The organism is Piscinibacter gummiphilus (genome assembly GCF_032681285.1).
In the GTDB taxonomy this organism is placed as follows: domain Bacteria; phylum Pseudomonadota; class Gammaproteobacteria; order Burkholderiales; family Burkholderiaceae_C; genus Rhizobacter; species Rhizobacter gummiphilus_A.
Genome location: NZ_CP136336.1, coordinates 4555184 through 4569119, shown reverse-complemented (window position 1 = coordinate 4569119; position 13936 = coordinate 4555184). Strand labels below are relative to the sequence as shown.

Annotated in this window: 15 protein-coding genes and 1 tRNA gene; 4 read left to right on the top strand and 12 right to left on the bottom strand. The window is 66.8% G+C overall.

Annotation, left to right across the window (positions count from 1 at the left end; genetic code table 11):
- Positions 1 to 3: 3 nt before the first annotated feature.
- The gene (locus RXV79_RS21505) at positions 4 to 594 is read right to left on the bottom strand and encodes an RNA pyrophosphohydrolase (protein WP_296727616.1); all 591 of its coding nucleotides are present in this window, start codon (positions 592 to 594) and stop codon (positions 4 to 6) included.
- Between the two features lie 119 nt (positions 595 to 713).
- On the opposite strand from RXV79_RS21505, the gene RXV79_RS21500 reads away from it, so the two are divergent.
- Positions 714 to 2459, top strand: coding sequence for a proline--tRNA ligase (locus tag RXV79_RS21500; protein ID WP_316700139.1), 1746 nt, complete (start codon positions 714 to 716; stop codon positions 2457 to 2459).
- Positions 2456 to 3088, top strand: coding sequence for a lytic transglycosylase domain-containing protein (locus RXV79_RS21495; protein ID WP_316700138.1), 633 nt, complete (start codon positions 2456 to 2458; stop codon positions 3086 to 3088). Before RXV79_RS21500 ends, RXV79_RS21495 begins: the two co-directional genes overlap by 4 nt.
- A 9-nt stretch (positions 3089 to 3097) precedes the next feature.
- On the opposite strand, the gene RXV79_RS21490 is transcribed toward RXV79_RS21495, so the two are convergent.
- From RXV79_RS21490 to hemA, 6 genes are all read right to left on the bottom strand, one after another.
- Entirely contained in the window at positions 3098 to 3682 is a 585-nt protein-coding gene (locus RXV79_RS21490) for a UbiX family flavin prenyltransferase (RefSeq protein ID WP_316704180.1), read from the bottom strand.
- On the bottom strand, positions 3679 to 3996 hold the full coding sequence (gene grxD, locus RXV79_RS21485; RefSeq protein ID WP_316700137.1) for a Grx4 family monothiol glutaredoxin: 318 nt from the start codon (positions 3994 to 3996) through the stop codon (positions 3679 to 3681). Before grxD ends, RXV79_RS21490 begins: the two co-directional genes overlap by 4 nt.
- Positions 3997 to 4101: 105 nt before the next feature.
- Positions 4102 to 4695, bottom strand: coding sequence for a hypothetical protein (locus tag RXV79_RS21480; RefSeq protein ID WP_316700136.1), 594 nt, complete (start codon positions 4693 to 4695; stop codon positions 4102 to 4104).
- 90 nt (positions 4696 to 4785) lie between these two features.
- Entirely contained in the window at positions 4786 to 5619 is an 834-nt protein-coding gene (gene prmC / locus RXV79_RS21475) for a peptide chain release factor N(5)-glutamine methyltransferase (protein ID WP_316700135.1), read from the bottom strand.
- On the bottom strand, positions 5616 to 6701 hold the full coding sequence (prfA, locus tag RXV79_RS21470) for a peptide chain release factor 1 (RefSeq protein ID WP_316700134.1): 1086 nt from the start codon (positions 6699 to 6701) through the stop codon (positions 5616 to 5618). Before prfA ends, prmC begins: the two co-directional genes overlap by 4 nt.
- 89 nt (positions 6702 to 6790) lie before the next feature.
- The gene (hemA, locus tag RXV79_RS21465; RefSeq protein WP_316700133.1) at positions 6791 to 8086 is read right to left on the bottom strand and encodes a glutamyl-tRNA reductase; all 1296 of its coding nucleotides are present in this window, start codon (positions 8084 to 8086) and stop codon (positions 6791 to 6793) included.
- A gap of 67 nt (positions 8087 to 8153) precedes the next feature.
- On the opposite strand from hemA, the gene RXV79_RS21460 reads away from it, so the two are divergent.
- Positions 8154 to 8432 (top strand): hypothetical protein, encoded by a 279-nt coding sequence (locus RXV79_RS21460; protein WP_316700132.1) that lies wholly within the window; start codon positions 8154 to 8156, stop codon positions 8430 to 8432.
- Here the strand turns inward: RXV79_RS21460 and miaB are convergent.
- The 3 genes from miaB to RXV79_RS21445 all read right to left on the bottom strand — a co-directional run bounded on the left by miaB (position 8429) and on the right by RXV79_RS21445 (position 10379).
- The gene (miaB, locus tag RXV79_RS21455; protein WP_316700131.1) at positions 8429 to 9802 is read right to left on the bottom strand and encodes a tRNA (N6-isopentenyl adenosine(37)-C2)-methylthiotransferase MiaB; all 1374 of its coding nucleotides are present in this window, start codon (positions 9800 to 9802) and stop codon (positions 8429 to 8431) included. The genes RXV79_RS21460 and miaB overlap by 4 nt on opposite strands.
- Positions 9803 to 9814: 12 nt before the next feature.
- On the bottom strand, positions 9815 to 10198 hold the full coding sequence (locus RXV79_RS21450) for a hypothetical protein (RefSeq protein ID WP_316700130.1): 384 nt from the start codon (positions 10196 to 10198) through the stop codon (positions 9815 to 9817).
- A gap of 104 nt (positions 10199 to 10302) precedes the next feature.
- A tRNA-Met gene (locus RXV79_RS21445) sits at positions 10303 to 10379 on the bottom strand.
- A gap of 61 nt (positions 10380 to 10440) precedes the next feature.
- On the opposite strand from RXV79_RS21445, the gene ftsY reads away from it, so the two are divergent.
- Positions 10441 to 11559 carry a signal recognition particle-docking protein FtsY gene (gene ftsY / locus RXV79_RS21440; protein ID WP_316700129.1) on the top strand — a complete coding sequence of 373 codons (1119 nt, stop codon included), beginning with the start codon at positions 10441 to 10443 and terminating at the stop codon, positions 11557 to 11559.
- A 12-nt stretch (positions 11560 to 11571) separates the two neighbouring features.
- On the opposite strand, the gene RXV79_RS21435 is transcribed toward ftsY, so the two are convergent.
- Positions 11572 to 12330: a DUF2726 domain-containing protein gene (locus RXV79_RS21435; protein ID WP_316700128.1), complete on the bottom strand. Its 759-nt coding sequence runs from the start codon at positions 12328 to 12330 to the stop codon at positions 11572 to 11574.
- Positions 12331 to 12435: 105 nt separating this feature from the next.
- Entirely contained in the window at positions 12436 to 13845 is a 1410-nt protein-coding gene (gene ffh, locus RXV79_RS21430) for a signal recognition particle protein (RefSeq protein ID WP_316700127.1), read from the bottom strand.
- Positions 13846 to 13936: the final 91 nt, after the last annotated feature.

Genomic DNA, 13936 nt, shown 5'->3' with positions numbered 1-13936 from the left:
ACGTCAGGAAGACGCCGGCTCCGGCGGCCCGTTCTCGTCGAGTGGTGCCGTGTTGGTATTGCCCGCATCGTCGCGATGATGCGGGCGCATGCCCGAGCGCAAGTAGCGGTTGTGGTGGTTGTTGCGAGGCAGAAAACGCGCAAGCTCCGTCAACGCCATCTGATAGACGTCGCGCTTGAACTCGATCACCAGATCGAGCGGCACCCAATAGTCGTTCCAGCGCCAGGCGTCGAATTCGGGGTGATCGGTGGCGCGCAGGTTCATGTCGCTGTCGCGGCCCATCAGCTGCAACAGGAACCAGATCTGCTTCTGCCCGCGATAGTGCCCGCGGGCGTCGCGGCGGATGAAGTGCTCCGGGACTTCGTAGCGAAGCCAGTCGCGGGTGCGTGCAACGATGCGAACGTGCTCGGGCGTCAGCCCCACTTCTTCGTGGAGCTCGCGGAACATCGCCTGCTCAGGCGTCTCGCCGTATTTGATGCCCCCTTGCGGGAACTGCCAGGAGTGGGTGCGGATGCGCTTGCCCCAGAAAACCTGGTTCTTCGTATTGAGCAGGATGATGCCGACGTTGGGTCTGAACCCTTCTCGGTCGAGCATAATCAACCTCAAATTCTTTAATTGAATTCATTATTGCACTGGCGTTGCGGGAAGTGACCCCGCGGGTTTCCCCAGCCCTGCCGTGCAAACCTCTCCTTCTCCCCCGGTTCTCCCCGCTCATGAAAGCTTCTCAGTTTTTCATTTCCACGCTCAAGGAAGCGCCCGCCGACGCCGAGGTCACGAGCCACAAGCTGATGATGCGCGCCGGCCTGATCAAACGGCTTGGCGCGGGTATCTACAACTACATGCCGATGGGTTTGCGGGTCATCCGCAAAGTGGAAAACATCATCCGCGAGGAAATGAACCGGGCCGGTGCCGTCGAGCTTCTGATGCCGGTCGTGCAACCCGCCGAGTTGTGGGAAGAAACCGGCCGCTTCCAGAAGATGGGCCCCGAGCTGCTGCGGGTGAAAGACCGGCATGAGCGCGACTTCATCATCCAGCCGACCTCCGAAGAGGTCATCACCGACATCGCTCGCCAGGAGCTGCGCAGCTACCGCATGCTGCCGAAGAATTTTTATCACATCCAGACGAAGTTCCGCGACGAGCGCCGCCCGCGCTTCGGCGTGATGCGCGGGCGCGAGTTCACGATGAAGGACGCGTATTCCTTCGACCGGGACGTCGAAGCCGCGGGCAAGAGCTATGAGGCTATGTACGCCGCCTACGTGCGCATCTTCGAGCGCATGGGCCTGGTCTTCCGCGCTGTGGCCGCCGACACCGGGGCCATCGGCGGAGACCGATCGCATGAATTCCAGGTGATTGCCGACACCGGCGAAGACGCCATCGCCTACTGCCCCGATTCCGACTACGCCGCCAACGTCGAACTGGCCGAAGCCCTGCCGCTGATCGCTCAGCGCGGTGCGGCGACGCAGGCGCTGACGAAGACGCCGACGCCGGGCAAGAGCACCTGCGAAGACGTGGCCGCGCTGCTCAAGCTCCCACTCTCGCAAACGGTGAAATCGCTGGTGCTTGCCACCGACGAGAAGAACGAGCACGGCGAAACGCTGAAGACCACCGTCTGGCTGCTGCTGGTACGCGGCGACCACAGCCTCAACGAGGTGAAGGCCGGCAAGATCGAGGGCCTGAAGGAAGGTTATCGCTTTGCGACGGCCGCCGAGATCGACGATCACTTCGGCTGCAAGCCCGGCTACCTGGGGCCGATCGGCCTGAAGAAGCCGGTGCGCGTGATCGCCGACCGCACGGTGGCCGCGATGAGTGACTTCGTTTGCGGGGCCAACGAAGCGGACTTCCACTACACCGGCGCCAACTGGGGCCGCGATCTGCCCGAGCCCGCTGTGGTGGCCGACATCCGCAACGTGGTCGAAGGCGACCCCTCGCCCGACGGCAAGGGCAAGCTCGCCATGCAGCGCGGCATCGAGGTCGGCCACGTGTTCTACCTTGGCACCAAGTATTCGAAGGCGATGAACGCCAGCTACCTCGACGAGAACGGCAAGCCGCAACTGCTCGAGATGGGCTGCTACGGCATCGGCGTCACGCGCCTGCTGGGTGCTGCCATCGAGCAAAGCCACGATGAGCGCGGAATCGTCTGGCCGGTGTCGATGGCGCCGTTCAGCGTGGTGCTTTGCCCCATCGGCTACGACCGCTCGGCCGAGGTCAAGGCCGCCGCCGATCGTCTGCACGACGAACTGCAAGCGCAGGGTGTCGATGTGATGCTCGACGACCGCGGCGAGCGCCCGGGCGCGATGTTTGCCGACTGGGAACTGATCGGCGTGCCGCATCGCGTGGTGCTGTCCGACCGTGGCCTGAAGGAAGGCAAGGTGGAATACCAGGGCCGTCGCGACGCGCAGGCCACGGTTGTCGCGGCCGCCGATGTGGGTGCCTTCTTGAAAGGCCGGCTCGCGGCATGAGCGTGACGCATGGGCTGTGCCGGCGGCAGCTGCTCGCCGCAGCAGCCTTGCCGGCACTGGCGCTCATTCCTCCCGTGGCGCGGGCCGGCGCGCAGGTCGAGGAGCCGATGGCCGACGCCGTGCGCTCCGCCTTGTCGGCGGCGATCGCCAACAGCGCGCCGCCCAAGCCGGTGTTCGACAACATCGAAGATCGTCTTGCCTACCTGAAGTGGCTGGGCGAGATGAGCAACCGGCTGAAGAAGCGCAAGGCCGAGCATGTGGCGCGCGTCGAGTTTCTGGAGACCGTCTGGTACGAGAGCATCCGCGCGGGCCTCGAGGCGTCGTTGGTGCTCGGCGTGATCCAGGTCGAAAGCGGCTTTCGAAAGTACGCGATCAGCCGCGTTGGCGCACGCGGCTACATGCAGGTGATGCCCTTCTGGGCGCGGCTGATCGGTGACGGCGACGCGGCGCGCCTCTTCCACATGCAGACCAACCTGCGATTCGGCTGCGTGATCCTGCGCCACTATCTCGACCGCGAGCGCGGCGACCTCTACATGGCGCTTGGCCGCTACAACGGCAGCCGCGGGCGGCCGGAGTATCCGAACCTCGTCTTCGGCGCCCGCAAGGCCTGGGCCTTCAAGCCGGCCTGACGCCGCCGCTCAAAGCCCGGCCCACGCCTTGGGTTGCGCTTCGGTGACGCCGAGCAGGGCCAGCACGCGCTCCACCGAGTCGTCGACCACGTCATCGAGCGTCGCGGGCCGGTGATAGAACGCCGGCAGCGGCGGGAACACGATGCCGCCCATCTCGGTCACGGCCGTCATGTTGCGCAGGTGCGCCAGGTTGTACGGCGTCTCGCGGGCCAGCAGCACCAGGCGGCGCCGCTCCTTGAGCGTGACGTCGGCGGCGCGGCTGATGAGGTTGTCCGACAGGCCGTGCGCGATGGAGGCGAGCGTCTTCATCGAGCACGGCGCCACCACCATGCTCTCCACCGGGAACGAGCCGCTTGCGATGGCCGCACCCACGTCGGCCGGGTTGTAGGCGGTGTGGGCGAGCGCCTCGAGCGCCTTGCGGTCCAGGCCCAGCTCGTGGTGGGCGTTCAAGACGCCGGCCGGGCTGACGACGAGGTGTGTCTCGCGGCCAGCAGCCTTCAGGCGCTGCAGAAGCCTCTGCCCATACACCGCGCCGGTGGCGCCGGTGATGGCGACGACCACACGTCCGGGGGCAGGAGATGTGGCCAAGCTCAGGCCTGGGTACCCAGGACCTGCTGCAGTTCGCCGGCCTGGTACATCTCCATCATGATGTCGGAGCCGCCGACGAATTCGCCGTTGACGTACAGCTGCGGAATGGTCGGCCAGTTGGCGTATTCCTTGATGCCCTGGCGCACGCCCTCGTCTTCCAGCACGTTGAAGGTCTTGAGGTCGTTGACGCCGCAGGACTTGAGGATCTGCACTGCGCGGCCCGAGAAACCGCACTGGGGAAATTGCGCCGTGCCCTTCATGAAGAGCACCACGCGGTTGGATTTGACGAGGTCGTCGATGCGTTGTTGAACGTCGCTCATGGTGGTGGTGTGCCGGCAGGCTGCCGGGGAAATCAAATGGGGATAGGCGAGGTTATACGGCAAACCGCTCGGCTCGGAGCCTGCGGGCCCACAAGCCCACGCCACTCAGAACGAATAGGAAACGCCGAGTTGCAGGAGCGGCGCAAACCGCAGGTCGCGCACCGTGTCGTCGAGGCTCGACGAGGGGGCGGATCTGCCGAAACGTGTGGTCGAGCGCGACAGCCCCATGAGGCCCACGTCGGCCGACAGGCCCCAGCCTCCCTTGCTTGACCAGCCGGTGTAACCCAACCCCAGGTAGGGCTGGGTGCCGGCGTCGTTGCCGTCACCGGCAATGCGCCGGTCGAGCAGTGAAGGGCTGCTCCAGACGGAACTGCGTGCGCCCAGCAGCACCCCGCTGGTCGCGCGCCACCCGCCAGTCTTGCCGAGCCAGGGGCGACTCAGGTAGTAGTCGCCCATCAGGCTGAGGGTGTTGATCTTGTGCGGCTCCGCATCGCTGACGCTCGGGTCATTGCGTGCTGGCGCGGCGGTGCCGATGGCCAGGCGGGCCTTGAGCCCTTCCCAGGCTTGCGCCTGGCTTTGCGGTGTCGCGTCACTGGCGTGCGCGCCTGCCGCCCCGAGGCACAGGGTCAACATGGCGAGCCAGTGGAAGTGGGGCGAGCGCATGAGGTCGAGAGACGAACAGGCTGGAATGAAAGTCATGCTACGCCCGTTGCTGGAGGCTTGGTAGCCTCTTACGCCTTTTGGTGGAGGCTCAGGCTGGGGGGTGTGCAGCAATGCCGCAACAGTGGGTCAGGGAGTGTCTCGTTGGGGCCACTGTCCACCGCTGCAACGGCCGATGCCGGCAAGGTCTTTGCATGTCTGGACGTCGCCAAAACCGGCAGCCAGCAGCAGCTCACCCATGGCCTGCGCTTGGTCGTGCCCGTGCTCCACCAGCAGCCAGCCGGCGCTCGTCAGGTGATGAGGAGCTCCGTCGACGATCGTGCGCAGGGCGTCCAGGCCGTCGGCGCCGGAGGTGAGCGCCAGCGTGGGCTCGTGGCGCAGTGCCGGGAGGTGCTCGTCGCCGAGCGCGATGTAGGGCGGGTTGCTCACGACGAGGTCGAAACGCTCGCCTTCGAGGCCTTGCCACCAGTCGCCGAGCCGAAAGCGGATGTCGAGGCCCAGGCGTTGCGCATTGCCTGCCGCCACGCGCAGCGCGTCCTCGCTGGCATCGACGGCCGTGACGATGGCCGCTGGGTGCCGGTGCTTGAGCGCCAAGGCGATGGCACCGCTGCCCGTGCCCAGATCAAGCACCCGGGGCACTTGCGGGCCCGAGTTCAAGACAGACAGCGCCCAGTCCACCAAGGTTTCGGTGTCGGGCCGTGGGATCAACACGGCCGGGGTGACCTGCAGCGTCAGACCGTGGAACTCCTTTTCGCCCGTCAGGTAGGCGAGCGGTTCGCCGGCTGCGCGGCGTTGCATCAGGTGCTCGACATGCGTCTGTTCCGCCTCGGTCAGCAGGGTGTCGTCGTGTGCCAGCAGCCAACTGCGCGGGCGCTGCAACACGTGCCCGACGAGCAGCTGCGCGTCGAGACGATCGAGTCCCATCTCGCGGGCACGGGTCAGTGCGGCGGCGATTCGGCTCACAGGCTGCGCCCTTCCAGCTCGGCCAGCTGCTCGGCGGCGCGGGCGGCCTGCAGCGCGCCGATCACGTCGTCGAGCTCACCTTCCATGATGGCGCCGAGCTTGTAGAGCGTGAGGTTGATGCGGTGGTCGGTGAGCCGGCCCTGCGGGAAGTTGTAGGTGCGGATGCGGTCGCTGCGGTCGCCGCTGCCGATCAGGCCCTTGCGGGTGGCGGCTTCCTTGGCGGCACGTTCGCTGCGGTCCTTCTCGCGCAGGCGCGCGGCGAGCACGGCCAATGCCTTGGCCTTGTTGCGGTGCTGAGAGCGGTCGTCCTGGCATTCGGCGACCAAGCCGGTGGGTAGGTGAGTGACGCGGATCGCGCTGTCGGTCTTGTTCACGTGCTGGCCCCCTGCACCGCTGGCCCGGAAGGTGTCGATGCGCAGGTCGGCCGGGTTGAGCTGGATCTCTTCGGCCGCGTCGGCCTCGGGCATCACCGCGACCGTGCAGGCGCTCGTGTGGATGCGACCCTGCGCTTCGGTGGCCGGCACGCGCTGCACGCGGTGTCCGCCTGATTCGAATTTGAGCCTGGCATAGACATCGTCGCCTTCCATGCGCAGCACGACTTCCTTGTAGCCGCCGAGGTCGGAAGTGTTCTGCGACATCACCTCGCTGCGCCACCCTTGCCGCTCGGCATAGCGCAGGTACATGCGCAGCAGATCGGCCGCGAAGAGCGCCGACTCGTCGCCGCCGGTGCCGGCGCGGATTTCGATGAACGCATTGCGGCCATCGTCCGGGTCGCGCGGCAGCAGTGCCGTCTGCAGCTCGCCGTGCAAGCGAGTCAGGTCGGCTTCGGCGCCGGCGATTTCTTCCTGCGCCATCTCGGCCATCTCGGGGTCTGCGAGCATCTCGCGCGCAGACGCGAGATCGCGCTCGCGCTGCTCGTAGTGGCGGAAGCGCTGCACCAGCGATTCGACCTCGGCATGCTCGCGCGTGAGGCTGCGAAAGCGATTCATGTCGCTCGCGATCGTCGGGTCGGCCAGCGTGGCGTTCAACTCGGCGAGCCGCATCGCGAGGCGTTCGAATTGCTGGCGCAGGGTGTCTTTCATGGAGGCTCCGGATACGGGGGTGGTCGGAGCGGTGCGCCCGGCATGCGCGGGCAGGCAGGCGCTCCACCAGGGCGGTGGGCGCAGCGTCGCTAACGCTTGTTGTCGTCGAGCGGGTCGTGGCTGCTGCCGCGCAGGAAGAGGCGCGACACCGTCTGCGCGAGGGCAGGGCGGTGCGTGTCGTCGGCCGCATGCAGTTCAGCGAGCGCGCCGTGCAGCATCTTCTGGGTGAGGCCGCGGGAGAGTGCCTCCAGGACGGCGTCGATGTCTTCGCCCTTGGCGAGCAGCTTGCGCGCTCGGGCGATCTCGGCGGCACGCCAGTCGTTGGCCTGCGCGTGGAGTGCCTGGATCAGCGGCACGGCATCCCGCTGGCCGAGCCAATGCACGAAGCTCTGCACGCCGCTTTCGATGATGGCCTCGGCCTGCTGCACCGCAGCCTGGCGTTTCTCGCCCGCGCTTTGCACCAGCGCCGAGAGGTCGTCGACGGTGTAGAGGTAGACGTCGGACAGGCGCGAGACTTCGGGCTCCACGTCACGCGGCACGGCCAGGTCGACCATGAACATCGGGCGGTGCTTGCGGGCCTTCAGCGCGCGCTCGACGGCACCCAGGCCGATGATGGGCAGCGAACTCGCAGTGCAGGAAATCACGGCGTCGAATTCCGCCAGGCGCGAGGGCAGATCGGCCAGTCGCAGCGCCTCGGCGCCGAAGCGGCCGGCGAGCTTCTCGCCACGCTCGAGCGTGCGGTTGGCCACTGCCATCGCCTTGGGCTGGCGGGCCGCGAAATGCGTCGCCACGAGTTCGATCATTTCGCCGGCGCCGACGAACAGCACCTTCGTGTCGCGCAGGTCTTCGAAGAGCTGCGAGGCCAGGCGCACCGCGGCGGCGGCCATGCTGATGGAGTGGGCGCCGATCTCGGTGGAGGTGCGCACGTCCTTCGCGACGGCGAAGGAGCGCTGGAACATCTGGTGCAGCGTGGTGCCCAGCGTGCCGGCCGTGCTCGCTTCGCGCACTGCCTGCTTCATCTGGCCAAGGATCTGCGGCTCGCCGAGCACCATCGAATCGAGGCCGCTGGCCACGCGGAAGGCATGGCGCGCCGCCGCGCCACCTTCGAGCACGTAGGCGTGATGCATCAGCTCCTGGCTGGCCACGCCGCCGCGCGCGGCCAGCCAATCCACCGCCGAGGTGACGAGGCCAGTTTCGGCTGCGCAGTACAGCTCGGTGCGGTTGCAGGTGGAGAGCAAGGCGACCTCGGGGCCGCCGGTTTTGCCCGTGACGCGCTGTCGGAACTCCTGCAGCGTGGGCGCGAGCTGCTCGAGCGTGAACGCAAACCGGCCCCGCAAGTCAAGCGGGGCCGTGGTGTGGTTCAGGCCGAGGGTGAAAACGCTCATGTTGTCGAATTATAAAATTCCGGTCAATTTCGCGGGTTGTCGCCCGTCAGACCTGGAGCGTGACGCAATGGGCGCCTTGGACGCGCTGTGGCATTTCTTGAACTTCCTCGCACCGGCGGTGGGGGTGGGCATCGTGGCGGCATGGGCAGCCAAGGTCTTCTGGTGGCGAGAGCTCAAAGGCGTGTCCGGCTGGCGCATGGCGGCGTGGGCAGTGCCAGCCTCAGCACTGGTCCTCGTTGCCGGGCTGCTGTGGCACGGGCAGGACGGCAAGATGAGCACCTACGGCGCGATGGTGATCGTCTGCGCCCTGGCCCTGTGGTGGGCCGGCTGGAAGGAGCACCGCTAGGCTTCGCTCAGACTTCCAGCCAGCGCCGCGCTCTCACGCGTGGCCACTTCGGCCCGCAGCGAGTGCGGGTAGGCCTCGGTGATGGTGACGTCGATCAGCTGTCCGATCAGGCGCGGCTGGCCCTTGAAGTTGACGATGCGGTTGCACTCGGTGCGGCCCATCAGTTCATTCGCATCTTTGCGCGATGGGCCTTCGACCAGGATCTTCTGCACCGTTCCGACCATGGCTTGCCCGATGCGGCGCTGGTTGGCTTCGATCACCGCCTGTAGGTGCTGCAGGCGTTTGAGCTTGACCTCTTGCGGCGTGTCGTCGTGCAGCGCGGCGGCCGGCGTGCCGGGGCGCGGGCTGAAGACGAAGCTGAAGCTGCTGTCGAAGCCGATGTCGTCGATCAACTTCATCATCTTGGCGAAGTCGTCTTCGGTCTCGCCAGGGAAGCCGACGATGAAGTCGCTCGACAGGCTGATGTTCGGCCGCACCGCGCGCAGCTTGCGCACCGTGCTCTTGAACTCCATCGCGGTGTAGCCGCGCTTCATCGCCATCAGGATGCGGTCGCTGCCGTGCTGCACCGGCAGGTGCACATGGTTCACGAGCTGCGGCACGCGGCCATAGGCGTCGATCAGGCGCTGCGAGAACTCGTTGGGATGGCTCGTGGTGTAGCGGATGCGCTCGATGCCGGGGATTTCGGCCACGTACTCGATGAGCAGCGCGAAGTCGGCGATCTCGCTGGTGTCGCCCATCTTGCCGCGGTAGGCATTGACGTTCTGGCCGAGCAGCGTCACTTCCTTCACGCCCTGGTCGGCGAGGCCGGCCACTTCGACCAGCACGTCGTCGAACGGGCGCGACACTTCTTCGCCGCGGGTGTAGGGCACCACGCAGTAGCTGCAGTACTTGGAGCAGCCTTCCATGATCGAGACGAAGGCGGTCGCACCCTCGACACGCGCCGGCGGCAGGTTGTCGAACTTCTCGATCTCGGGGAAGCTGATGTCGACCTGCGGGCGGCGTTCGTGCCGGCGCTGCGCGAGCATCTGCGGCAGGCGGTGCAGCGTCTGCGGGCCGAACACCACGTCGACGTAGGGCGCGCGCTCGATGATGGCCGCACCTTCCTGGCTGGCGACACAGCCTCCCACGCCGATCAGCGTGCCCTTGGCTTTCAGGTGTTTCACGCGACCGAGGTCGCTGAACACCTTCTCCTGCGCCTTCTCGCGCACCGAGCAGGTGTTGAAGAGGATGAGATCGGCCTGCTCGACGTCATCCGTCGACTCGTAGCCTTCGGCGGCGTGCAGCACGTCGGCCATCTTGTCCGAGTCGTACTCGTTCATCTGGCAGCCGAAGGTCTTGATGAAAACCTTCTTCGGGGTTGGGCCCTGCATGGCGAGCCTCCCTCAGGGCTTGACCCAGGCCTGCGCGGCCGGGTCAAACTGCCATGTTTGCGCCTCGGCCAGCGTCTCGGGCCAGGGCTTGCGCGCGATTTCTTCGGGGCGCAGCAGCCACACGTCTTTGATGAGGCCGGTGGTGTTCTCGAAGGTGTAGTTGACCGTCGCCTTCAAGTTCATCGCCCCGCCCGACATGACCAGCATGTTGTCGAGACCGCGGATGCGCGCGCCCGGCGCCAGCTGGGCCGGCTTGCCGTTGAGCAGGACCTGCGGCGGCGCGCCGAAGGTGATGACGCCGCGCAAGGCGTTCTGAGGGAAATTGCGCTGCACTTGTGCGGCAGCGGGCAGGGCGAAGGCGATTGCAGCAGTGGCAACGGCAAGACAGCGGTACATGGTGTAGATCCAGTGGCTGTGGAGAAGTGGATTGTGGGAGCCAGGCCCACCAAAGACAACGGCTCCAGGCCGTCATGACCGGGAGCCGCAGGGTAGAACTGATTTGGTGGCGCTTCAGGGATTCGAACCCCGGACCTGCGGATTATGATTCCGTCGCTCTAACCGACTGAGCTAAAGCGCCTGAGCCGCGCATTATAGCCATCACTCGCAGGGCCTCTGTCACCTGCGCACACTCCCACCCCATGTTCAGCTTCTTCAAGAAAAAGCCGCCGGCTGCGGAGGAACCGTCGCCTGCACCCGCCGCCCCTGCGATCGAGACGCCTCCTGCCGCAGAACGCGCGAGCTGGCTCGACAGGCTGCGCGGCACGGCGCCTGCACCTGCTCCCGTTGCCGAGCCTCCTGCTGTCGCGCCCGCGGTGCCTCCAGCGCCTGCGCCAGAAGAGCGCGCCAGCTGGCTCGACAAGCTGCGCGGCGGCTTGCGCAAGACCGGCACGAGCATCACCCGCGTCTTCACCGGCACGCAGATCGACGACGCGCTCTACGACGATCTTGAAGAGGCCCTGCTGATGGCCGATGCCGGCGTCAAAGCGACAGAGTTCCTGTTGAACGACCTCAAGCGCCGTGTGAAAGACGAGCGCGCCACCGACCCTTCGGAGGTCAAGGGGCTGCTCGCCGATGCCATCTCCGATCTGCTCAAGCCGCTGGAGAAGGGCCTCGAGGTCGGCCGCCACCAGCCGACCGTGATGATGGTCGTGGGCGTGAACGGCGCCGGCAAGACCACCAGCATCGGCAAGCTCACGCGCCACCTGGCTGACAGCGGGCAGAAGGTGCTGCTCGCGGCGGCCGACACCTTTCGCGCCGCGGCGCGCGAGCAGCTCGCCGTGTGGGCCCAGCGGGCCGACCTGCCCGGCGCGCGGCGGGCCGTCGACATCGTGAGCCAGGAGAGCGGCGACCCGGCCGCCGTGAGCTTCGATGCCGTGGTCGCCGGCAAGTCGCGTGGCTGCGACGTGGTGATCGCCGACACCGCCGGCCGCCTCACCACCCAGGCCCATCTGATGGACGAGCTCAAGAAGATCAAGCGGGTGATCGGCAAGGCGCAGGCCGATGCGCCGCACGAGGTGCTGCTCGTGGTCGACGGCAACACGGGCCAGAACGCCCTCTCGCAGGTGAAGGCCTTTGACGACGCCTTGCAACTCACCGGCCTCATCGTCACCAAGCTCGACGGCACGGCCAAGGGCGGCGTGCTCGCCGCGATTGCGCGCGAGCGGCCGATTCCGGTCTACTTCATCGGTGTGGGCGAGAAGCTCGAAGACCTGCAGACCTTCGACGCGCGCGAGTTCGCGCAGGCTCTGTTGAGCTGATCCTTGAACTGATCAGCGGATCGAGGGCCCACCGCCGCGCTGCGGCGTGGGCGGCAGCGGTGCCGCTGCGGAGTCCATTTCATCAAACCAGGTCGACGACGGCGGATCGTGCTGCTCCATGCCGTCGTCGTCGACGACCGCTGCCGCCGGGATGCGTTCGACGGCAGGCGCGCGGCTCGGGGCGACGGCCACGGGCCGCATCGTTGCAGCGGCCGCCGGTGCCGTGGTGGGCGCTTCGACCGGCATGCCGAGAATCGCGTTGCGAGCCCCGGTCGCGTTGGGGATCGCATCTTCGCGCCACACATGCAGCGGAATCTCGGCGGCCTTCAGCACGCGGTCCATGCGCGCGTGGCGCTGACGGGTGCTTTCGTTCTCCTGGGCTTCCGGGGCACGGATGTCGACGATCGCGATCACCTGAGAGACGCTGTCGCACACCACCAGATCGCCGCACAGCACGCCCACGCGGCGCAGCCATTCGGAATAGGAGTGCCGTGTCGGCACCTTGAGAAAGCGGGCCAGTGGCACCTGCGCCAGGATGATGTGCTCGGGCAGCCCGGCCCTCAGCGCGGCATAGGCCTTGCGCTCAGGTGTGGTCATCACGCGGGTGGCCTGCGGATGCCAGGACATCAGGGTGTCCAAGCCTTCCATCGAGCGCACCTTGTTGTTGCGGCGGGACTTGTTGTCGTCAGCGCGCTTGGCGCGCTTCTGCCACAACACCCACCCCAGCGCTGCAAGCAACAGCAGCCCGCCGACGATCAACAGCATGTCCATGTCATCACTAACCCGTGTTCGCGAACACTGACCATATCTGGCCGGCCGGAAGCGGTCAACTCGCCGATGCTGCGCCGCACCAGCGCTGCCACGGGCCGCGAAGGATCAGCGCAGGCCGCCGGGGCCGCCCATGCCCTTCATGCCGCCCATGCGCTTCATCATCTTCATGAGGCCGCCGCCCTTCATCTTCTTCATCATCCCCTGCATCTGGTCGAACTGATTGAGCAGGCGGTTGACGTCTTGCACCTGCACGCCGGCACCGGCGGCGATACGGCGCTTGCGGGTGGCCTTGAGCAGCTCAGGCTTGCGGCGCTCGAGCGGTGTCATGGAATTGATGATGCCTTCCATGCGGCGCACGTCGCGCTCGGCACGGTCCATGTCGGCCTGGCCGATGTTGGCGGCCTTGCCGCCGGTCATCTGGGTGGGCAGCTTGTCCATGAGGCCGGAGAGGCCGCCCATCTTCTTCATCTGGCTGATCTGGGCGAGGAAGTCATTGAGGTCGAAGTTGTCGCCCGACTTGAGCTTGTCAGCAAGCTTCTGGGCGGCAGCGACGTCGACGCCCTTCTGCACTTCTTCGACGAGCGCCACGATGTCGCCCATGCCGAGCACGCGGCCGGCGTGGCGCTGTGCGTCGAAGACTTCGAGGCCGTCGATCTTCTCGCTGACCCCGGCGAACTTGATCGGCGCCCCCGTGATCTGCCGCACCGAGAGGGCCGCGCCACCGCGCGAGTCGCCGTCGGTCTTGGTGAGCACGATGCCGGTGAGCGGCAGCGCCTCCTTGAAGGCTTTCGCGGTATTGATTGCGTCCTGGCCCTGCATGGCGTCGACGACGAAGAGCGTCTCGACCGGCTTCACCGCGGCATGCAACTCGGCGATCTCCTTCATCAGTGCTTCGTCGATCGCCAGCCGGCCGGCGGTGTCGACCAGCAGCACGTCGAAGTAGTGCCGGCGCGCGTGATCGAGCGCGGCGGTGGCGATGGCCACCGGCTTGTCGGTGGCGGTGGACGGGAACCACTCGGCGCCCGCCTGCTTGCTCACCGTCTTGAGCTGCTCGATGGCGGCGGGGCGGTAGACGTCGGCCGAGACGGTCAGCACCTTCTTCTTGCGCTTCTCGATCAGGTGCTTGGCCAGCTTGGCCGTCGTGGTGGTCTTGCCCGCACCTTGCAGGCCGGCCATCAGGATCACCGCGGGCGGCTGAGCCGCGAGGTTGATGTCGGCGGGGGGCTTCACCGCGCCCGTCGCCGGGTCGACCTCGCCCATCGTGGCGGCGAGTTCCTTGTTGACGATGCCCACCAGCGCCTGCCCCGGCGTGAGCGAGCCCACGACCTCGGCGCCGAGCGCCTTCTCCTTCACGCGGGCGATGAAATCGCGCACCACGGGCAGGGCGACGTCGGCCTCGAGCAGGGCCATGCGCACTTCGCGCAGCATGTCCTGCACGTTGCTTTCGGTGATGCGGGCCTGTCCGCGCATCGTCTTGACAAGACGACTCAGGCGGTCGGTGAGGGCTGATGCCATGGGGGAGTTGGGTACGCGAGAACCGGGCACCCGAAAGTACACTGTGCCGATGATTTTATCGTCGGGCTCCTCGGAAGCGGCCAACGTTCCA